Below are 21,787 nucleotides of genomic sequence, written 5' to 3' on the forward strand. Positions count from 1 at the left end.
GAGCCAACCTCCTATGTCCCGTTCTCCTCAATGCTTGGCCGGTTGCCGGGCATGAACCATGCCTTGCCGCCGGCTTACTGTGATACCGAATCACTTGGACAAGCCAATCATGTTTGCCCGTCCATTGGACAGCTTTGGCCCGCTATGTGGCCATCGATACGATTGCCAAAGATGCGGTCAAACGTCAAACACTGTCGCCACACTACCGCTCATTCCTTCGCCGTTGCAGTTCCCGGGCTGAGACGCTCACTTCCAGACCGTGCGCGCGCAGACGCGAGGCCAGTGCTTCGCTCATGGCCACCGAACGGTGCTGGCCTCCCGTGCAGCCGATGGCGATGGTGACGAAATGCTTGTCCTCCTGCGCATATCCTTCCAATGCGACAAGGATCGCGCGCTCATAAGCGTTAAGGAACTCCGCCGCCCCCTTGCTGGAGAGCACGTAGTCAGCCACCGGCTTGTCCTGTCCGGTCAGTTCGCGCAGGCTGGGCACCCAGAACGGGTTCGGCAGAAAGCGCACGTCGGCCACGAAATCGGCGTCGAGTGGAATGCCGTATTTGAATCCGAAGCTGAAGATGTGCACGGCAACGGTCTTCGGGCCGGAACCGAGCATCGCCTCGTACAGTTTGGTCGATAGCTGGTGAATGCTCAGCGCGGACGTGTCGATCACCATATCGGCGCGCTCTTTGAGGTTCATCAGCAGCGCGCGTTCCTCCTTGATGCCGTCAATGAGGCGGTTGCCCCTCTGCAGCGGATGCGGGCGACGCACGGATTCATAGCGCTTGATGAGCACGTCGTTGCTGGCGTCGAGGAACAAGATACGGGTTTTGACGCCCAGATCGTCCAGGTGACTGAGCACCGCGGACAGGTCGTCGAAGTATTCGCGCGACCTCACGTCGATGACGGCAGCGAGCTTGTGTACGCCGTTGCCGGATCTGCCGCCGCCCTGCGTCATCATGTCGACCAGCGGGACGAGCAGTTTCGGCGGCAGGTTGTCGACCACGTACCACCCCATGTCCTCCACACTGTCGGCCGCATGGGAACGTCCCGCACCGGACATGCCGGTGATGAGCAGGACTTCGAAACCGTCGGCCGGTTCTGGAAGACTGTCGTTCATGTGTGCATCCGCACCGTTGGCCGTATCGGCTCCGTTGGTTTTGGCCCCGTCCATCACAATGCCTCCTCAAGCGCCCGCCGCATGGGCGGTTCCAATGTCGTCATCGGATCCCGGCCGGCGAGAGCGGCTTCGCCTTCCGCTCCGGTCATGAGACGCACCTGCAGGATGGCCTGATACAGCAGCATTTCCTCGCCTCCCAGAGCCAGACCGCCCTTGGCCCGCCATGCGCGGATAAGCGCGCTGGGACGCGGGTCGTAGACCACGTCGAGCAGGATGCCGCGGGGGAAGAACGAGTCGTCGGTTTCGATGGTTTCGGCGATCACGTCGGCCGCATGGCCCGGAATCGTGCTGACGGCGATGTCCGCACCGCGCAGCGATTCGACAGCCTGTTCCAGATCGACTTCGCGCAGGTCCGCACTGTCCTCTTCGGCAACGATGCGCGTAATGTCCGGGTTCTTGCCCGGGTGACGTGCGGCCACCGTGATTTCGCCTCTGCCACGCTCTTCCCCGTTGCCCGAGGACGCCAGCATGACAGCGATCGCGCAGGCGGCCGATGCGGCCGTGTTGCCATTGCCGATCACCGTCGCGCGTTTGAGGTCGCGTTCTTCGAGCGACGGCCCGTCGCTCACGTCGCAGGCGTGGCCGAAGGCATAGATAATGCCCGGCACGTCGGTGTTGTACAGGGCGATATCCGGTTTGCCGTCGTGTTCCGCCGCATGGGACCAGTCGAACACCGCCGTGTTGGCGACCTTGAGGGATTTGGCCCACGCGTCCTTCGGAGTACCGTATGGCTGCACGGTTTTCTTGAGCGGCATGGTCAGGCTGAGTCCTCGCCATGTCGGGTCGAGGTCGTCAAGGAATCTTTTGAGATCGGTTTCACCCACTTCGTGACGTTCGTATGCCCAATCGTCGAGGCCGAGAGCCTTGTACGCGGCCTCATGCAGCACCGGGGACAACGAGTGGGCGATGGGCTTGCCGAGTACCGCGCAACGGTGATTGACCTGGGTCATAACCCCTCCTTCACATCCTCATTCATCGTACCGTACCGAACGCCGACCGACGACCATTCGTTCGAGGCGATCTCCAAAATAGTAAAGGCCTTGCCGTCCGGTACCTTTCGTGGATCTCCTCTTTACTCCCTCACGTCTGTATTGTTCACTGCGAAGCATCCCTCGTTCCCGTTGCGGTTCAACCGTCCTGTTCCTGCGTATGCAATGCGCGGTATATCGCCTCAGCCTTGGCATGCCCAATGCCTTTGACCTGTTCCAGGTCTTCGACCGTGGCCTCTCTCATGGCGCGCACCGAACCGAATCGTGCAAGCAGGCGTTTCTGGTATGCTTCGCCGATACCTGGAATGTCGTCCAACGCGGAGCGCAGCGCGCCCTTGCGGCGCGTCTGCCGATGGTAGGTGATGGCGAAGCGGTGCGATTCGTCGCGCACCCGCTGCAGCAGGTACATGCCCTGCGACTGGCGTTTGAGGATGATCGGATAATCGTCGTCCGGCACCCACACTTCCTCAAGCCTCTTGGCCAGCCCGCACAGTGCCACGTCGTCCACGCCGCAGTCAGCCAGAGCCTTGGCTGCGGCCATGACCTGTGGCTGTCCGCCGTCGACAACGATCAGGTTCGGCTTGTAGGCGAACCTGCGCCGGTCAGTGTTCTGCTGCACCACTGCTTCGGACGTCTTATCACTGCCAATATCGTTTTGAACACTGATATCGGCATCGACATTGCCGACGTCTCGTGCCGAAGTTGAGGAATTCGCCATAGTAAGGGCGTCTCGTTCGCGGCGCTCGTTGTCCATGCTATCGCCGGAGTCGCCGGCGATGTTGCCGTGACGGAACCTTCTGGTCAGCGTCTCGTAGAGGGCGCTCAGATCGTCGACTGCGCCGTTGCCGTCCTTGCCCCGGATGGCGAAGCGGCGGTATTCGGACTTTTTGGCGATCGCGTCTTCGAACACCACCATCGAAGCGACCTGGTATGCGCCGCCGACGGTGTTGGAAATGTCGTAGCATTCGATGCGCAGGGGGGCCTGCGAGAGACCCAACGCCTTCGCCACGTCGTTCATGGCATCCGACCGGGCGCCCATGTCGCTAATGCGGCTCATCTTGCTGCGTTGCAGCGCCTGTCCAGCGTTTTCCGCGGCACGGTCCATCAGCGCTTTCTTTTCGCCACGACTGGCGGTGCGGATCGTCACCGCAGCACCGCGCAGCCCGCCCAGCCATGATTCGAGTTCTTCGCGGCGAGCCGGTTCGACCGGCACGATCACTTCACGCGGTATCGGCGAGACCGGTGCCAACAAGTCCGCACGACCGGTCTGTTCCTGCCGTTCATGCCGTTCACGTGTCGCCTGCGCGCGTGATGCGGCATCGGTGGCGGTCAGCGACTGCGTCGATCCTATTGCGTCTCGACGTTCCTCAATCCGGTTGACAAATCCGTTTGCGGTCGTATCCGCGCCGGCATCCGCGTAGACCTGCACGATGAGGTCTGCGATCAGTTCGGCGTCGTCCACGTCTTCGACCCGTTCGACGCTCCAGTTGCGTTCGCCGCGGATCGAACCGTCGCGAACGATGAACGCATGCACTGACGCCTCCAGTTCGTCGGACGCCATGCCAAACATGTCGGCGTCCACGTCCTGGTCGAACACGACCGCGTTCTGCTGCATGACGGTTTGCAGCATCTGGATTTCGTCGCGTAGCCGGGCCGCTTTCTCGAATTCGAGTTCGGCGCTGGCTGTCTTCATGTCTCGCGCGAGCTGCGCGACGTATGATTTGCCGAGCCGTCCGGTCATCACGCCGACCAGACGCTCGCACATGCGCCGGTGTTCCGCCGCGTCGATGCGTCCGACGCATGGCGCGGAGCATTTGCCGATGGATGCGAGCAGGCAGGGCCGGCCCGTCAGTTCGGCCTTGCGATACACTCCCTCGGCGCAGGTACGCACGGGGAAGGTCCGCAACAAGCGGTCGAGCGATTTGCGCAGCTCCCATACCTTCGCGTAGGGGCCAAAATAGCGGGTGTCCCGCCGTTTGCGACTGCGCGTCACCCACACACGCGGGAACCGCTCCCCCGCCGAGACCGCCAGATACGGGTAGGTTTTGTCGTCGCGGAACTGCACGTTGAACCGCGGGTCGAATTCCTTGATCCACGTGTATTCGAGCGTGAGCGCCTCGAGCTCGGTGCCGACCACTGTCCACTCGAGGCTGCGCGCGGTGAGCACCATGGTCTGCGTGCGCGGGTGCAGCAGGTATAGCGGCTGGAAATAGTTGGTCAGACGGTTGCGCAGGCTTTTCGCCTTGCCCACGTAGATCACGCGGCCCTCGCCGTCGCGCCATTTGTACACACCTGGCTGCGCCGGAATATCTCCCGTCTTCGGACGGAACAGGTCGCGGGTGTCCCCCAGCAACGGAGCCCCGTTCTTGTTGACGCCCGCGGACGTGTCGACGCCGACCATATCCTTCTGCAAGGCGTCCGCAGTCCTGCGCCACACATCCGGCGCATGCCGTTCAATGTCATTGGTCATGTTGGTTCCTCAGAGAAAAACGTAAGTCGAGGCTGCAAACGAGCGTGGGGTCGGGATATGCGATGTCAGACCGTAAAGACTCGGCCAGAGCAGCCCGGAGCGTGTCGGATATCGCATATCCCGACCCCACGCGGACACCGTGCCTAACGGACATGCTCCAGCATCGGTTTGAGGAACCTGCCGGTCCACGATTCCGCGCATTCGGCGACCTGCTCGGGCGTTCCCTGCGTGACGACGGTGCCGCCACCGTCGCCGCCTTCCGGCCCGAGATCGATGATCCAGTCGGCCGACTTGACCACGTCGAGGTTGTGCTCTATGACGATCACGGTATTACCCTTATCGACCAATCCCTGCAGCACAAGCAGGAGCTTGCGCACGTCCTCGAAGTGCAGACCGGTGGTCGGTTCATCGAGAATGTACACGGTTTTGCCGGTGGAACGCCGCTGCAGTTCGGTGGCGAGCTTGACGCGCTGCGATTCGCCGCCAGACAGGGTGGGAGCGGGTTGGCCGAGGCGGATGTAGCCGAGACCAACTTCGACGAGCGTGTCGAGGTAGCGGGAGATCGACGGATACGCCTTGAAGAACTTCGCAGCCTCCTCGATGGGCATGTCGAGTACGTCGGAGACGGTCTTGCCGTTGTATTTGACTTCGAGCGTCTCGCGGTTGTACCGCTTGCCGTGGCATTCCTCGCATTCGACGTACACGTCGGGCAAGAAGTTCATTTCGATCTTGAGCGTGCCGTCTCCGTGGCAGGCCTCGCACCGACCGCCCTTGACGTTGAACGAGAAGCGGCCCGGACCGTAGCCGCGCACCTGAGCTTCAGGGGTTTTAGCGAACAGGGTGCGGATCTTATCCCACACGCCGGTGTAGGTGGCGGGATTGGATCGCGGCGTACGTCCGATCGGGTTCTGGTCGACGTGGATGACCTTGTCGCACTGGTCGACGCCTTCGACGCGCGTGTGCTTGCCGGGTACGATGCGCGCGCCGTTGAGCTTGTCAGCGAGGACCGGATAGAGGATCTGGTTGACGAGGGTGGATTTGCCCGAACCGGAGACGCCGGTGACCACGGTCATCACGCCGAGCGGAAAGTCGACGGTGAGGTTCTTGAGGTTGTTCTCGCGTGCGCCGACGACGCGCAGCTGCCGGGTTTTGTCGGTTTTGCGGCGGTGGTCGGGCACGGTGATTGCGCGTCGGCCGGCGATGTAGTCGCCGGTGATTGACCGCGGCGCATCGACGAGCTTCGACGCCGGACCGGAATAAACGACTTCGCCGCCGTGTTCGCCGGCGCCCGGTCCGATGTCGACGAGCCAGTCGGCTTTTTCGATGGTTTCCTGGTCGTGTTCGACGACGATCAGCGTGTTGCCGAGATCACGCAGATGGTGCAGCGTTTCAATGAGCCGCTCGTTGTCACGCTGGTGCAGGCCGATGGACGGCTCGTCGAGCACGTACATGACGCCGACAAGCCCGGAGCCGATCTGCGTGGCAAGTCGAATGCGCTGAGCCTCTCCGCCGGACAGGGTTTTCGCGGCTCGGGACAAGGTCAGGTAGTTCAGGCCGACGTCGTTGAGGAAGCCGAGCCGCGCGCGGATCTCCTTGAGCACTTCGCCAGCGATCTGCGCGGCGGATCCGGTAAGCTCGAGACCGTTCACCCATGCGAGGCTTGCCTCGGCGGACATATCGCACACGTCGGCGATCGACTTGCCGTTGACGGTGACGGCCAACACTTCGGGGCGCAGGCGCCGTCCCTTGCAGGTCTGGCACGGCACTTCGCGCATGTACGACTCGTAATACTGCTTCATCTGGTCGGAATCGGTCTCGTCGTGCCGGCGCATGAGCGTGCGCACCACGCCTTCGAATCCGGTCGAATACTCGCGCATGCGCCCCCACCGGTTGCGGTAGGAGACCTTCACCTTGAAGTTCCGGCCGTACATGATCGCGTGGCGTACCTCGTACGGCAGATCCTGCCACGGGGTGTCCAGATCGAAGCCCATTTCCTCGCCGAGGCCTTCAAGCACGTGGCGGTAGTACTCCCCCGTGCCCTTGGTCAGTCCCCACGGTTCGATCGCTCCTTCATTGAGTGTCTTGCTCGGATCGGGGATGACGAGTTCCGGGTCGATTTCCAGCGAGTATCCGATGCCCGTGCAGTCAGGGCAGGCACCGTACGGGGCATTGAACGAGAACGTGCGCGGTTCGATCTCGTCGAGCTCGAGCTGGTGCCCGTTCGGACAGGCGCGTTTTTCGGAGAACGGCTGGCGACGCGCCGGATCGTTCTCATCACGGTCCACATAATCCGCCACGATGACGCCCTTGGCGAGCTTCAACGCGGTTTCGACCGAATCAGTGAGCCGCTGGCGAATGCCGTCCTTGACGACAAGACGGTCGACGACCACTTCGATCGTGTGCTTCTTCTGCTTGGCGAGCTTGATGTCGTCGCTCAGCTGCACCATCTCGCCGTCCACGAGCGCACGGGCGTAGCCGTCGCCTCGCAGCAGTTCCAACAGATCGGCGAACTCACCCTTACGGCCCCGCACCACGGGCGCGAGAATCTGGAAACGCGTGCGTTCCGGATTGGCGAGCAGCGTGTCGACCATCTGCTGCGGCGTCTGGGCACTAACCGGCTCTCCGCACACCGGGCAGTGCGGGATGCCAGTGCGTGCGAACAGCAGTCGCAGGTAATCGTAGATCTCGGTGATCGTGCCGACCGTCGAACGCGGGTTGCGGTTCGTGGTCTTCTGGTCGATCGACACGGCCGGGCTCAGTCCTTCGATGAAGTCAACGTCCGGCTTGTCCATCTGGCCGAGGAACTGGCGGGCGTACGCGGAAAGCGACTCCACATACCGCCGCTGTCCCTCGGCGAACAGCGTGTCGAACGCGAGCGACGACTTGCCAGAGCCGGACAGGCCCGTAAACACGACCATGCGGTTGCGCGGGATCGACAGGTCTACGTTCTTGAGGTTGTGTTCGCGGGCACCCTGAATGGTGATTTTCAGGTCGTTGGGGATGCGCGAGATGTCCGCCACCAATGACGTGTCGGTGCGGCGCATCGGTGCCTTCTTGATCTCCCTCGACAGGAATGTGTCGCTGGTCATGACGCGTTCGACCACCACGTCGCCGTTTTTCCCGGTATTCGGGTCTTTCCGGTTCACTGCCATCGCCGCCGCCTTCTGCTCGTTCGCTGTGTGTGCTTAATACTGTGCCCTAGGATACCTGAATTCCAGACAGATTTCGAACGCATGTTCGATCGGCGTGTTTCGGCGGCAACGCAACGGTCTGCCAGCTCAGTGCTCGCGGTACACCTTGGTGTAGGAGCCCTCCGCACGCGGTCGCACGACGATCGAATCAATGTCCACCGTGTCGGGTTGACCCAGCGCCCAACGCACGCATTCGGCAATATCCTCGGCAGTCAGCGGATCGGGCACGCCGGCATACACAGCCGCGGCCTTCGCCTCGTCACCGCCGAAGCGCTTGAGTGAAAACTCGTCGGTATGCACCATGCCCGGAGCGATGTCAATCACGCGCACCGGCTCTCCGATCTGCTCGAGCCGCAGCACGCGCGCCATCACCTTCTCTGCGAACTTCGACGCACAGTATCCAGCGCCGCCTTCGTACGGTTCGATGCCGGCCGTTGAGGAGATGACGAGCACGGTACCACCGCCGGGCGCCTGCTTGAGCGCAGGCAGAAGCTTCTGCGTGATGCGCAGCGTGCCGATCACGTTCAGCTCGTACATGTTGCGCCAGTCGTCAAGGTTCGCAGTGGCGACCGGGTCCTTGCCAAATGCCGCGCCCGCGCAGTTGACGAGCGCCTTGACCGAACCTCCGGCCAGTACCTTGTCCACGGCGGCCCGGGTGCTTGCCTCGTCGGTGATGTCGCACACCACGTAGCTGACCGCGTCGCCGAGTTCGTCGGCGAGCGCCTTGAGCTTGTTCTCGCGTCGTGCGAGTGCGACGACGGTCCAGCCGTCGTTGACGAGTGCGCGGACGCTTGCGGCGCCGATGCCGCTTGATGCGCCGGTGACGACGGCGCGTTTGGTGGTGGTTTCCATTGCCGATCTCCTTGGTTTGCGGGTTTTGCCGCGGGTGTTATCGCTCACGGTCTGTTGTTTATGATAGTCGCGTGTAACTTGTTCGGTCGGGTTGGCGGTCAGGCGTGGCATAGTCCGCGTAGCAGTGTGATTTCGTCGCGGTGCGTGGTTGGGGTTTGTTCTTTGGTTTCGAGGATCATGGGCAATGTGTTGGTGCGTGGGTCGTTGACGAGTTGAGTGAAGAATGTGGTGCCGAGTTGTCCTTGGCCGATGTTGGCGTGGCGGTCTTTGTGTGAGTTGAGGCCGTATTGTGAGTCGTTGGCGTGGATGGCTTTGACGCGCTCAAGTCCGATGGTGTCGTCGAGTTCGCGTAGGACGTTGTCGAAGTTGTTGAGGAGGTCGTATCCGGCGTCGTAGACGTGGCAGGTGTCGAGGGTGATGCCGAGGTTGGTCGTGTGGTCGACGTGGTTGATGATGTCGGCGAGTTCTGTGAAGTTGCGTCCGCATTCGGTGCCTTTGCCGGCCATGGTTTCGAGCAGGATGGGCACGGTGTTGCTCGCATTGCCCGTGTCGGCGAGCAGGTCGAATACTTGGTTCAGCCCGTCGGCGATGAGTCGGCATCCTTCCGCGGCTCCTTGTCCGACGTGGGATCCGGGGTGGATGTTGAGGTAGATCTCTTGTCCGGCTTGTCGGATGGGTGCGAGCAGTTGCAGGTCTTCGGCGAGCGCGTGGATGGCGAATTCGCGTTTGGCGTCGTCTTTGGCGGCGAGGTTGTACACGTATGGCGCATGTGCGACGAGCGGTCCGTAGTGTTCGGCTGTGAGTTGGCGTGCGAAGTCGGTTGCACCGTCGGGGTTGAGTGATGTGGATTTCTTGCCGTATGGCGAGCGCGGGAAGAATGCGAACGTGGTGCCGCTTTCGCTGTGCGAGCGTTCGATGAGTTTGTTCCATCCGCCTGCCGTGGATAGGTGTGATCCGATGAGGAGTGTTATCATATTTGGGCCTTTCTGTGCTTGCATGTGTTGATTGCCTGTCTTAACGGTGTACGTGTCTATTTATCATTGTCTTGATTGTCTTGCGCTTCTTTGAAGCGTCGTGCTAATGCTGGGTCGTGGAAGCGCAGTGAGCAGTCGTCGGGTTTTGCGTTGCCGAGTGGTTCGATAGTTCCGAACCAGATGAGTGTATCGTCGAATATGGTGAATTCGTTGCATGATTCGACCGTATGTACCTGGCAACCTAATGCCCGTAGGCGTGTGATGTTTCGTTGTGTTCTTGCTCGTGACGTTTCGGTTGCTGTATCAGGTTGACGTACGGTGATGGTTACGACCACTCCCCGATTGATTGCTTGCATGATTGCGTTGTCGAACTGGGTAATGCCTCGTTGAGAGAGGTAGCTTGCGTTGATGGTTATCGACTGACTGCAATGCATGATGTCGTTGCTGAATGTGCTGAGGAAATCGTTTGCGGTAACGATGTCGTTTTGCGCATCGGGTCGTGTATTGTCGTCGGAGATGAGCGTTTTTGTGCGGTACAGCAGGGCGTCGGTTTTGGCTTGGCGCAGCATGCTGTTGGATAGTTCGTCTGCCAGTAACGGTTCGTATCCTTGGCTGAGATAGGTTTTCAATCGTTTGCGGTACATGGTTGAGGACATGGGTACAGTTACGTCGATGTAGTCATAGATGCGCACCTCTTGTTTGCCGTTGTTGTCTCGGTGGAGTCTACCGATGTATTGGGTAACAGCGGTTTCCACGGAGACCGGTGCGGCGAGCATGAGCGTGTCCAATCGTTTTTGGTCGAATCCTTCGCCGATGTAGCTGCCTGTCGCTACAACGGCAAGGCTTTCATCCGGGGGAATGTGGGTGACTTGTTGGAGTTTTTCTTGTCGTATGCTCTTTGGATCTGCGCCGTAGAGAAGAATCACGTGCTGGCAGCCTCGATGTCGAAGGTCGTCGGCGAGCGCTCGCGCGTGTTCGATGCGTTTGGTGAGTATGAGCGGGGTTCTTCCTGCCTGGATAACGGTCATGGTGTCGTCAAGGATCATGTCGTTGCGTGGTTTGCTGTCGCATGCGACTTGCAGATAGTCGTGATAGGTGAATGGTTCGATGAGGTCGAGGTTGACTGCCGTAAAGCGGGGGATGAATCGTCGGACAAACCGTTGCGAGGCCATTTGATCTTTGACATCGACGGTGTATCGAATCGGCCCGCATTGCATGATGGTGATGGGTTGCATGCCGTCGTCTCGTTTGAATGTGCCGGTTAGTCCGTATACGTATTGTGCGGTGGTTGCGCGTGCAATGGTTTCTGTATCCACGGAGGCGACGTGGTGGCATTCGTCGAAGATCACCATACCGTAGTGGTTGACGAGCTCCTTGACGTGCTTCTCGCCCGGTATGTCGCTGCGTTCGAACAGGGATTGCGCGAGCGCGATGTCGATGATGCCGTTTGCTTCGTTTCGTCCTGCTCCGATTTGACCGATGATGCTGGGTTGTTTGCGGCTGATGCGACCGGTTTTGGTGAGTTTTGGCGGTAATGACATGTCGATGCTGAGGAATTGGCCGAGTTGTTCTTTCCATTGGTCCAGCAGAGCGGATGAGCGCAGCACGATCAGCGTGCTGGTTTTTCGTTCGGCGATGAGGTTGGCTGCGATGACGGTTTTGCCGAAGCCGGTTGGTGCTACGAGTATGCCGTTGTCGCACGCGAGTAAGGATCGGGCTGCAGTGGACTGCTGCGGCCGGAGTGCTCCGGTGAACTTCACGCGGATGGGGGTTCCGACGCTGCGTTTGTCCAAATAGGCAACGGATGCTCCTGCGGAGGAAAGCAGGGATGTTAATGGCTCCTTGCATCCTCGTGGCAGTAGTATCGTGTCTTCGGTTTCTTCCCCGCGGTAGATGATGCGCGGCTTGTTGTATACGGGCTGACGCATGGCTTGCGCCCGATAGAAGTCAGGGTTGGCGAACGCGGCGAGACGACGTATCGCGTTGAGTGCCACTGCCGTCATGCCGGTTTTGGGGATAACGAGCATGTTGCGTTCAATGATGTCGATGGTTTCCGGCACGTCGAATGACGTTATCGTGTTCCCGGACCGGAAGTGCCCTGTTCGGGGACTATTCGACTTGCTACGGGCTTCATGCTTGTCTGTTTGCGCAGTCGTCGTGTTAATGGCCGAAGTGATGTTGGAGGTGTCGGCTGTTTCAGTAATTGGATTGATGAGCTTGCCCAACGGACCGTTGTACCGCGATGCCAGTGCCGTGATTGCATTGACTTGCTCCAAAGTGACCCGTTGGGCCGAGGAGAGAAACGACCATTGGTCCTTATACGGTTTGAATTGGTCGTCCACGAAAACGCTGTTGCCGTTGTCACGCGCTTTGCGCTGCAAGGGCAATGCGATCAGGTTGCCGAAGCCTCCGGCAGGCATCGTGTCCTGATTGGGGAACATGCGGTCATACGATCGGAACGCAATATGCGTGAGATCCGACGCTTGCGTCAACAGGAGTGAGCCCATGCGTCTCGCCTGCGCCGCGTCGACTTGTTCGGCAAAGAACAGCCACAGGTGTCCTCCATCGCCGGATCGGGAACGCTCCACGGCCGGTCGCAGACCATGTTGTTCGCAAACTCGTCTGACCGCCGAGATCTCACGCATCCAACCGTCATCATCGAAATCAATGGCCAGAAACCAGACCTTCGAATCCTTGGACATCGGATACAATCCGACGACGTTGGTGAATCTGTCGTCGCGTTTGGTGAAATGGTCCAAGAGAGCCTGATCGGTCAATGGTTTGCATCGTCGCCGTTCCGGTGGAGTGGGGATGCGCCTGCCATCCGCCAGTTGCGTCCACTCATTCCATGCGGCCGGAGCATATCCGATCTTGCCTGTCTTCTTGGAGACAAACCCATGCGCATACACATCATCACGGCCACGGAACAATGATCGAAACAATCGCACTTTGCACGTGGGCGAACTATGCGCGGTGATATGTTCATTCCCGATATCGCCTTGTTGCGAAGGATCAGGAATCGTTTCCTGAACGTCCTGTGCGGAACGATTCGGCAATGGATCTTGCATCGTCGCAAGTGTTTGAAGCTCCGACTCGCCTTGCACGTCGGAGACATGTTGCTTTGGACCATTCGTCTTATCGTCTGATGCCGTGCTTCTGGTTGGAGACGTTTCATCCGGAACGGATTCATGCGATTGTTTTTGTCGCAACGCGTCGGGCCATCCGCTCCAGTCGGTGACGGCTTCGATGTTGTTGCCGTCCGGGTCGAGGACGAATGCTGCGTAGTATCCGGGATGGTAGGCGCGTGGTCCGGGGGCGCCGTTGTCGCGTCCGCCGGCGGCGAGTGCGGCCGTGTAGAAGGCGCAGACGGCGGCTGGACTGTCGGCGAGGAATGCGATGTGGGTGACCAGGCAGGCTGACGGTGCGGTCGTTGCGTCCCGCCCTTGACTGGTGGTCGAGGTGCCGTCGGATTGGGACGTCCCCGCCGGTGCGTCCATTGGGGACACGTAGAAGTCGGAGTGTGGCGTGCCGTCGTTGACTCCGAACCCGATCGTGGGTTCGTGGTGGGCTTTGGCGATGTAGCCGAGTGGTGCGAGCGCTTTTGTGTAGAACGCGATGCTGCGGTCGATGTCGCGTACTTTGAGCGTTAGATGATCGAGCATACTGTCACTGTAGCGCGTATGTCCCGATTGAGTTTCGAAAGGATGCGGTTCCGGTTTCGAGCATTTAGAGTGGATACTGGCATATCGGCATCCGGTGCAATAGGAGGCAATCATGGCTGGGAAGGCGTTGATCATCGTGGACGTGCAGCCGACGTTCTGCGAGGGTGGGGAGCTTGGCGTGGACGGCGGCAATGCGGTCGCCGAACGGATCGCCGCGTACGTGACCGCGCATCGCGGCGCATACGCGGTTATTACGACGACGCAGGATTGGCATATCGAACCGGGCGCGCACTGGTCGGAGCATCCCGATTTTGTGGACACATGGCCTGTGCACGGCAAGGCCGGCACGCCGAACGCCGAATTGCATCCGGCGATCCGCGCGCTGAATATCGCGCATCATTTCAAGAAGGGTCAGTATTCGGCTGCGTATTCCGGATTCGAGGGCATCGAGGACAACACGAACCTCATCCAGTCACGAGAGGAAGTGGTGGCCGCGCAACAGGCCGGACATACGCTGGCCAACATGTTGCAGGCAGCCGATATCACGCAGGTGGACGTGGTCGGCATCGCCGAATCGCATTGCGTCAAGGAGACCGCGCTCGACGCGCGCAAGCTCGGCTATCAGGTCGCCGTGTTCGAGGATCTCACCGTGCCTGTCAGCGAGGAGCTCGGCGTCACCGCCCGCAAAGACATGACCGCCGCCGGCATCACCCTCCGCCACTCCTGATCGACGGTTATGTCTGTTCTATTGCGTTGTTGAACTCGTATGGCTTGTCGAACGTAACGGCAGACATGCGGACAGCGTCCATGTGGTGCCGCGTGCGGTGTGGTCGAGCGTGCCTCCGAGACGGTGAAGCTGTTCGGCTTTGGTGCGTAGACCGGTTCCAGGACGTATGACAGTGCCGGAGTTGCCGGAGCCAGCGCCGTCGGTGCGGATACGGTTGCTGGAGACTAGTGTCGCCTGCCGGCCGTCGAGCATGACGTGGATGCTGCAGTCGGTGTGCGGCTGCGCGTGTTTGACGATGTTGTTGCCGGTTTCGTCGATGAGATCGTGCAGTACGTTGACCGCATCCACGTCGTAGCGTTGCGGCAGCGAACCGGAACAATCGGCGTCCACGACGAATCCGAGCGCTTCGAGACGGTCAGCGGTCTCGCGAAGATGATCGCACAACATGACGGTTTCCCCGGCCGGATCGGCGTCAGCTCGGTGACCGGCGACCGACTGCCGTCAAGGATGCCGATGACGTTGCGGGTTTCGTCAAGCACACCTTGCGCGATGCCGGACAGGTCGGCCAGTTCCGCACGCAATCGCGCCGCGTCCGGCGTATCGGCGGTCCACTCGGCCTGATCGTTGTCAAGACGCAGGATGAGATAGGCGAGCCGGTTGGTGACCCGATCGTGGATGCGCGTGGCCGCCGCCGCACGACGCTCCTGTTCAAGGAGGGCACGACGACGTTGCTCCAGTTCCCGTTCGGCCTCCCGGGCATGATCAAGCCGCTGCTTCCAAGCCATGAGCAGTCCCACGACCGGCGCGGCGGGAATCGCCACGAGCACGGCCATCGTAGCGAAATCTTCGGCCGGCCGCACAACGCCCAGCACCGTTCCCGCCACAAGCATCAGCAGTTGCGCGCCGGCCATCATAAAGCCATGCCGCGCGTTGCGCCGAGTGGCCAGCATGACGCAGCATGCGACCGGCAGCGACATCAGCGTCACTCCCCCAGCCAACGGCGGCACTAGGCACGCCCACGCCCACGCCGATGTGACGGTATAGCCAGCGAACAACGGATGCCAATACGCGACGATGGTCAGCGCACAGGCAATAACGATCGACAGCGCGGCCGGTATCGCGACAGCCCCGGCCGCGAGCGCCATGAAGGCGAACGTCAGCGTCAGGCCGATGCTGGTTGCAACGATCAGCGCCGCGAGATGATCCGTGACCGCACTGCGCATACTGTCGTCCGTCCCGCCTACCGTGCGAGCATATCGCAAATCGTTATGGTCGGCGGCGGAGTGCGGATGCGTGGTGCGGTCGTCACGCGGATCATCAGCATCGATGACGACGACGTGGTGCTTCGTGATGCGGTCGCTCATAGCAGTCCTCGGCGCTCGCAGATGGCGATGAGGTTGGCGCGGTTGCGTGCGCCGAGTTTACTGCATGCACGTTTGAGATACGTGGCGATGGTGTAGCGGCTGAGCGACAGCGCTTGCGAGATGGCGTCGGTTTCCATGCCGTCGGCGAGCATGCGGCTAATCTGCAGTTCGCGAGCCGATGGCATGGCCGTCGCAGGATCGGCAACGGTAACGACCGGTGACGGCGCGCCGGCCTGACCTGTCACCGCACCGTTGTTCGTCTCGTCAGAGACCGATTTACTGTCGGTCGTATCGACGTCATGAAAGACAACGCCGGCGACTGGCGAAAGGTTGGATTTGCCGTGCGCGGCGTGCAGGATGGCGTTGCGTATGCCCGGCAGGTCGGTTTTCGACACGATGGCCTGTGCGCCGGCGCGTGCGGCTTGCGCCGCATAGGTCCGCAGCGTGAATGACGTGATGCACACCAGTCCCACATTCAGTCCGGCAGTATGGATGCGCTGGCAGACTTCGGTGCCGGGCAGGGGTTCCATGGACATGTCGACCAGCAAGACATCCGGCCGGGTGTGCGGGTTTCGGCATAGGTCGATGGCGTGAGCCCCGTCGGTGCTCGTCCATGTCACGTCGATGCCGTCCATGCGGGCCAGCAGCGAGCGCAGTGCGCCGAGGGTGAGCGCGTCGTTGTCGACCACGCCCACCGCGATCGGCGCCTTGATTCCATTCGTCTGCATGCCTCCATTATCGACCGTCGTATTACGTACGCACGTGGTGTCCCTCACCGGGGGACATTGCTGGAACCTGATGTTCGTCGCGCGTACGGTGAAGCCAGTTCCCGACCGGCAGCGCGATCACCGGGGAATCGCAACAACGATCGTCTCATGCGAAAGGAGAATGCCATGCATCGCAGACTGTTGGTGGTGTCGGCCGCGTTGATGTGCGCGTTGGTCGTGTTCGTGGCGTGGGTGCTGTGTGACCTGCATGACCGTTCCCTGCCGCAGGAGTTGCATCCGTCCGTCGTGGTCACGGTGACGTTGCCCGATGGCATGGACGATGCTGACACGTTACGCCAGTTGACCGAGCTGAACAGGAAACTCGGTTTGGGATTGGTGAAGATCGTGCCGGATATGGAGCGCAATACCGACGCGCAGGTGTTCGTACCGCTCTCCGGTACGACGCTGCAGGGTTTGGACGCCGGGGCGGCGATCCGCAGATTTGGACGGATTCCCGACGGCAGGATCGCCGACGCCAGTCGTCTGGCGAGCGCGTCGGCCGGCGGCCAGTATCTGATATGCGGACGGTGGAACGGCTCCGCCCACAGAGGCTTGGATACGTGGGCGACCGATGCCGGCATGCGACTGGACTACGGCAATGATGATTTGATGGGTGATCTGCGCATGCTGCTGGGCCAGTCGAGTTTCCGTGTCGCTGTGGGGGCTGCGGTTGCGCTGATGGCCGTGCTGGTGTTGTTCTGGTTGTCGTTCAAGACGCGGTCGGACTGATGCTGCCGATGCTGACGGTCGCCGTGATCGTGGATGCGGCGGTTGCACTGGGTGTGTTCATGTCGCGTGGAGGGGCGTTCATACCGTATCTACTGCGTGTGATACTGCTGTTGGAGACGACGGTATTCGCCTGTCTGCTGACGTTCACGCTGGTATTGTCGGCCGTCTGCTGGCCGTCCGTGCGCATGATCGCCGACCGGCAGCCCATGCCGCGGGGATTGCTGCGGGTGAGCATACTGGTCAAGGCCGTGGTGTTCATCGCCGTACTGGCCGTGATCGCCCCGTCGATGCTTTCGTTTCGTGAGGCGTCCGACGCGGCGCGCGAACAGTCCGTATGGCAACGGTTGCGCGATCAGGTGTCCGTATCGGTCACGTTCGGCCCCGACCACACCGACATGGATGCGAGAGCGGCCGAATTGGTTCATGCGATGGAACGGCAGGGCAAGGCCGCGTTGTCGTACACGTTCACGGACGAAACAGACGAGCAAAAGAACCGGATTACGGCGGACACACCGGTGACCGGCATCGTGACCCACTCCTGGCTCGATCTGGTCGGCATCAACCCCGATACCACGGCCGGCATCACGCCGGTGGATGCCAGCCGGCTGAACGAGCAGGCACGGCAGATCGTTGACCAGTTCACAACATGGGCCACGGACGACGCTCAGGCCAGACGATTGCGCAACGAGTCGAAGTATTACGTGGTGGACGGTGTGACCGTGCCGCTACTCAAGGGCGGCTCCGACGAGATGCTGTTCTCCCGGCGTGCGACGATCATCGTCGTACCGGACCTGAACGGATTCTCCGATTCCGGATTTCTCACGCCTGCGCTCTCCTCGCGCAACATCGTTCTGACCGGACTCGACGACGCTCGACGGCAAGCAACGCAAGCCGGACTGGGCGCGGCGATATCGGTGCGGTACATCGCCGAGGCGCAGATCCTGCGAGCACAGTTCTCCGCGTACTTCGCGTGGATACAGGCCGCCGCGATCGTCCTGTTGCTGGCCGCGTTCACGATGGTCGCCCTCGTCGGCGCCGACGTGCGCGCCACGCTGCGCGCCGGACACGACTATCCCCTGCTGTTGGACGGATACGCGCCCGGCCGGTTAGCCGCGCCGATAATCCTCACGGAAACCCTGTTCGCACTGGCCGCAGCCGGCATCGTCTGCATCATCCTCGTCGCACAGCAGTCAGGCGGCACCCCCATCACCCTGATCGTCGCAACCGTCGCCGCACCGTTTTCCGCCGTCTGCCATCGCACGGCCACAGCCAGCCGGTTCCGCGCGATCAACGACCGCACACTGTAAATCCCTAAGGAGCACAATTATGACCACCATCATCTGCCGGAATCTCGCAACCGGCATCAACGGGCATACCATCACCAGCGACATCAACCTCGACGTCACACCCGGCACGATGACCGCACTGACCGGACCGAGCGGCTGCGGCAAAACCACGCTCCTGCACGCCATCGGCCTCTTGCAGACCCCGGCGGCCGGCACGCTGACCATCGACGGCATCGACGCGACCGGCTGGAACCAGCGCCAGCGCCGACGGTTCTGGCGGGACAAAGCCGCGTTCATCCTGCAAGACTACGGCATCATGGACGAGGAAACCGTCGGTTTCAACGTCAGCATGAGACTCAACGCTCTCGGACTGGCGGTCGGCGGCGACCGGCGGCGCATCCGCAACGCCCTACGCCTGACCGGACTCGCTTCCCGCGCCGACGAAACCGCATCACACTTAAGCGGCGGCGAAAAACAACGGCTCGGCATCGCACGCGCCATCTACAAGAACGCATCCGTGATCCTCGCCGACGAACCCACCGCCTCGCTCGACGCCGGCAACCGCGCCAACATCATCCGCCTCCTGCGCGAACGCGCCGCGCAAGGCGCGGCCGTCATCCTCGCCACCCACGACCCCGTGCTCGTCGACGCCTGCGATCACGTCTACCAAGTCGCCCCGTCTTCATAACCGTATCTCGTCTCAAGCCTCCTCTCCGCGGGGAGCCGTCAGCGCAGCTGGCTGAGCAAACCCGAACCGAGCAACATCCCCGACAGTCTCTCCCCCATCACCCACCATTCGTCACACACAGGAGCATCCATCATGACCATCGCATCCCGTCCCCGCACCATCGTCATCGCCGTGGCGGCCGCGTTCCTCACAGGAGCACTCATCGCCGCGGCACTGGCCGTTACCGGCACGGTCACGTTCCGTCGCACCGACAGCGTCCCCTGCAACAATCTCACCTCCTATGAGCAGGCGCAAGCCACAGTCCACCGTAAAGCCGGCATCATCGCACGTATCAGGCACGTCGGCGCCGACGTGAGCGTCACCCCCGTCGCCGCCGACTGTCCGGATTCGGCCGAACGACTCGGCTACCTGCGCGTCACTTACGCCACCGACGACGAACGCGACACCATTCAAAGCATCCTCAGCAGCGACAGCCTCGGCGTATACGTCACCCTCGGCAAACGGTAATCACGACGATTCCTCCTGACACCCTGCGTCAGAACAGGCTGGACATTTGGACTTGCGGCAACGGACGGATCAACGTGCGCCCGTCATCGGCCGGACCGAATGCGGCGACCTCGTGGAAAGAAAGGCCACGGGACAGTTCGGTGCCGCTCCTCTGCATGCCGGCGACCAGAGACACGCCGTCGACTGAACGGTCAAGCCATGCGTCAGTCATGTCGTGCGACACGAGCAGCGGCATCCGGTCATGCACCGTGGCTGGGCCGTCCACCGCCTGACAGGTGAGGATCGTCGCGGTCAGCAGCCACGATACCGGACCTTGCGGCTGCGGGGCGCGCCACCACGAGAACAGGCCGGCCAACAACAGCGGGGCGTCGTTCGACGCGTAGAAATAGTACGGTCGGCGGCCGCGGTACTCGTAGTAGCCGGTGGCGGGGATGATCGCGCGCATAGATTTGGCCGATTCGGCGAACGTGGACTTGACGCACGCTGATTCGACGCGCGCGTTATACGTGGGATACGCCAGCTCCCTGTCGGTGCTCCATGCCGGGATCAGCGACCAGTACGCGCCCGTCAGATGACGCCGACCGTCCCTCCCCTGCGCCACGATGCCGATGGTCTGCTTGGGACGAAGATTGTACGACGGCTGCGGAAGCACGGCGGGATCCGCGTCGTCGGCATCCACGTCGAACCGTTCCCCAATCGCATCCCAGTCCAAGTCGGCCGCAAAGCATCTGCACATGACGTCAGCGTATCACCCGGCGACCCGCAAGCCGGTTTCGTTCCGGCGTCCTTCGCCGACCGGAACCGTCGACCGGAACGACCAGGGCATCGGCCGGCACGGGTTCAGTCAAGCCGGTTCGCGTCGATGACCCGATCGTCTAGAAACCAGTAGTCGTGCGGGTCGCCGCGCAACGCGCTGAACGGCACCGGTTCGACGCCCTCGGCGGCGGCCTTGTCGAGCAGGTAGCGTCGCACGATCCATGGGTACTCGAGCACGCCGGACCGCAGATTGACGATGCGCTCAATGGTCGCACCGGATACGCCGAAATCGGCGCCGATCCGCTCCGCCGTCAGCCCAAGCAAGGCCATGTTCTCGCGGAACTCGCGAATGGTCGCCGCTCGCTGTTCGCTCGTTAGAGACATGCCGCACTCCTCTCGTCAAGAAAACCCATCGGAATCAGAATGTTCCGGCGTCAACGATAGCCTCCCGCGACATTCGCCGCGCGCTCAGCCGGCAGCGGAATGGTCTCGCGCGCGGGCGCCGGAGTGCGGGAAAATAACGGAGACGCGATCTCGGGATGTACGGTCCGTTTGCGTTCCAAGCCGGGCCGCCGGACCGTGACGCGTCGCGATGATTCCGTACGACGGATATGTGCAGATATGTCAGGTACGCAGGAAAGGACGGCATCATGACCGATCAGCGTGTGAAGGTTGGCGACAGCGATCTGGAGGTGTTCCCGCTGGTTCTGGGCGGCAACACGTTCGGCTGGACGAGCGACGAGGCGACCAGCCGCAAGGTGCTCGACGAATACGTCGAAGCCGGCGGCAACTTCATCGACACCGCCGACGTGTACTCGGCGTGGGCTCCGGGCAACGCGGGCGGCGAGTCCGAAATCATCCTCGGCCGTTGGCTGACCGTGCGCGGCAACCGCGACCAGGTGGTCGTCGCCACGAAGGTGAGCGAGCACCCGCAATACAAGGGCCTCACGCACGACAATGTGATCGCCGCGGCGAACGAGTCGCTGCTGCGCCTCGGCGTCGACGCGATCGACCTGTACTACGCGCACTTCGACGACAAGAGCACGCCGCTCGAGGAGACCGCCGCCGCGTTCGACGAGCTGGTCAAGGCCGGCAAGATCCGCGCGATCGGTCTGTCGAACTATACGGCCGACCGCATCGAAGAATGGTTCCGCATCGCTCGCGAGCATGACTACGCGCTGCCGGTCGCGCTGGAACCGCACTACAATCTCGTGACCCGCGGCAACTACGAGCGCACGCTCGCGCCCGTCGCCGCACGCGAGAACCTCGCCGTGTTCCCGTACTTCTCACTGGCAGCCGGATTCCTGACTGGTAAGTACCGTTCCGCCGCCGACGCGGAAGGCAAGGCGCGTCAGGGCATGGTGGCCGATTACCTCAACGCCGACGGGTTCGCGCTGATCGACGCACTCGATGCGGTGGCCAAGGCGCACGGCACCGCGATCGCCACGGTCGCGCTGGCGTGGCTGCGTCATCGTCCGCAGGTCGCCGGTCCGATCGCCTCCGCCCGCACGCCCGAACAGCTGCCCGCACTGCTCGACTCGGTGTCGCTCGACCTGGCCGCCGACGAGATCACCGCGCTCGACAAGGCATCCGAACCGTTCGCCAAGTAGCGGACACGGCGCACCGTCCATCCCATCTGCCGGTATCATTG

General features: G+C 61.7%; 17 protein-coding genes and 1 pseudogene. 6 read left to right on the forward strand and 12 right to left on the reverse strand.

What is annotated here, in order from left to right; all coding sequences use genetic code 11:
* Positions 1–202: 202 nt before the first annotated feature.
* The 8 genes and pseudogenes from rapZ to BBIA_RS14650 all read right to left on the reverse strand — a co-directional run.
* Positions 203–1,114: an RNase adapter RapZ gene (gene rapZ / locus BBIA_RS04000; RefSeq protein ID WP_051923768.1), complete on the reverse strand. Its 912-nt coding sequence runs from the start codon at positions 1,112–1,114 to the stop codon at positions 203–205.
* Between the two features lie 53 nt (positions 1,115–1,167).
* On the reverse strand, positions 1,168–2,124 hold the full coding sequence (locus BBIA_RS04005; protein ID WP_033493649.1) for a shikimate dehydrogenase family protein: 957 nt from the start codon (positions 2,122–2,124) through the stop codon (positions 1,168–1,170).
* A 178-nt stretch (positions 2,125–2,302) separates the two neighbouring features.
* Entirely contained in the window at positions 2,303–4,633 is a 2,331-nt protein-coding gene (uvrC, locus tag BBIA_RS04010; protein WP_033493647.1) for an excinuclease ABC subunit UvrC, read from the reverse strand.
* 143 nt (positions 4,634–4,776) lie between these two features.
* Positions 4,777–7,785, reverse strand: coding sequence for an excinuclease ABC subunit UvrA (gene uvrA / locus BBIA_RS04015; RefSeq protein ID WP_033493644.1), 3,009 nt, complete (start codon positions 7,783–7,785; stop codon positions 4,777–4,779).
* 126 nt (positions 7,786–7,911) lie between these two features.
* Entirely contained in the window at positions 7,912–8,676 is a 765-nt protein-coding gene (locus BBIA_RS04020) for an SDR family oxidoreductase (protein ID WP_033493642.1), read from the reverse strand.
* A gap of 98 nt (positions 8,677–8,774) precedes the next feature.
* Positions 8,775–9,650 (reverse strand): deoxyribonuclease IV, encoded by an 876-nt coding sequence (locus tag BBIA_RS04025; RefSeq protein WP_033493640.1) that lies wholly within the window; start codon positions 9,648–9,650, stop codon positions 8,775–8,777.
* Between the two features lie 56 nt (positions 9,651–9,706).
* Positions 9,707–12,718, reverse strand: coding sequence for a TOTE conflict system archaeo-eukaryotic primase domain-containing protein (locus BBIA_RS15090; protein ID WP_081976724.1), 3,012 nt, complete (start codon positions 12,716–12,718; stop codon positions 9,707–9,709).
* 156 nt (positions 12,719–12,874) lie between these two features.
* A pseudogene (locus BBIA_RS14650) lies at positions 12,875–13,312 on the reverse strand (VOC family protein); the annotation flags it as partial.
* Between the two features lie 112 nt (positions 13,313–13,424).
* Between BBIA_RS14650 and BBIA_RS04035 the strand changes: the two are divergent.
* On the forward strand, positions 13,425–14,039 hold the full coding sequence (locus BBIA_RS04035; protein ID WP_033493639.1) for an isochorismatase family protein: 615 nt from the start codon (positions 13,425–13,427) through the stop codon (positions 14,037–14,039).
* A 224-nt stretch (positions 14,040–14,263) separates the two neighbouring features.
* On the opposite strand, the gene BBIA_RS13225 is transcribed toward BBIA_RS04035, so the two are convergent.
* Entirely contained in the window at positions 14,264–15,403 is a 1,140-nt protein-coding gene (locus BBIA_RS13225; protein ID WP_051923754.1) for an MFS transporter, read from the reverse strand.
* Positions 15,400–16,131, reverse strand: coding sequence for a response regulator transcription factor (locus BBIA_RS04045; protein WP_033493635.1), 732 nt, complete (start codon positions 16,129–16,131; stop codon positions 15,400–15,402). Before BBIA_RS04045 ends, BBIA_RS13225 begins: the two co-directional genes overlap by 4 nt.
* A 165-nt stretch (positions 16,132–16,296) precedes the next feature.
* On the opposite strand from BBIA_RS04045, the gene BBIA_RS13230 reads away from it, so the two are divergent.
* The 4 genes from BBIA_RS13230 (at position 16,297) to BBIA_RS04060 (ending at position 19,380) form a co-directional block, all read left to right on the forward strand.
* Positions 16,297–16,899 carry a hypothetical protein gene (locus BBIA_RS13230; protein WP_051923755.1) on the forward strand — a complete coding sequence of 201 codons (603 nt, stop codon included), beginning with the start codon at positions 16,297–16,299 and terminating at the stop codon, positions 16,897–16,899.
* The gene (locus tag BBIA_RS04050; protein WP_051923756.1) at positions 16,899–18,206 is read left to right on the forward strand and encodes a hypothetical protein; all 1,308 of its coding nucleotides are present in this window, start codon (positions 16,899–16,901) and stop codon (positions 18,204–18,206) included. Before BBIA_RS13230 ends, BBIA_RS04050 begins: the two co-directional genes overlap by 1 nt.
* 19 nt (positions 18,207–18,225) lie before the next feature.
* Entirely contained in the window at positions 18,226–18,873 is a 648-nt protein-coding gene (locus BBIA_RS04055) for an ABC transporter ATP-binding protein (RefSeq protein WP_033493633.1), read from the forward strand.
* A 132-nt stretch (positions 18,874–19,005) separates the two neighbouring features.
* Positions 19,006–19,380: a hypothetical protein gene (locus BBIA_RS04060; protein WP_033493631.1), complete on the forward strand. Its 375-nt coding sequence runs from the start codon at positions 19,006–19,008 to the stop codon at positions 19,378–19,380.
* Between the two features lie 28 nt (positions 19,381–19,408).
* Here the strand turns inward: BBIA_RS04060 and BBIA_RS04065 are convergent, their stop codons facing one another.
* Both BBIA_RS04065 and BBIA_RS04070 read right to left on the reverse strand, forming a co-directional pair.
* Positions 19,409–20,116: an SOS response-associated peptidase gene (locus BBIA_RS04065; protein ID WP_033493629.1), complete on the reverse strand. Its 708-nt coding sequence runs from the start codon at positions 20,114–20,116 to the stop codon at positions 19,409–19,411.
* Between the two features lie 104 nt (positions 20,117–20,220).
* Positions 20,221–20,520, reverse strand: a complete 300-nt coding sequence (locus tag BBIA_RS04070; protein WP_033493627.1) for a DUF2316 family protein — start codon at positions 20,518–20,520, stop codon at positions 20,221–20,223.
* Between the two features lie 266 nt (positions 20,521–20,786).
* On the opposite strand from BBIA_RS04070, the gene BBIA_RS04075 reads away from it, so the two are divergent.
* Positions 20,787–21,746 carry an aldo/keto reductase gene (locus BBIA_RS04075; protein ID WP_033493625.1) on the forward strand — a complete coding sequence of 320 codons (960 nt, stop codon included), beginning with the start codon at positions 20,787–20,789 and terminating at the stop codon, positions 21,744–21,746.
* Positions 21,747–21,787 lie beyond the last annotated feature (41 nt).

Origin of the sequence: Bifidobacterium biavatii DSM 23969 (genome assembly GCF_000741165.1) — a bacterium.
Lineage (GTDB): Bacteria > Actinomycetota > Actinomycetes > Actinomycetales > Bifidobacteriaceae > Bifidobacterium > Bifidobacterium biavatii.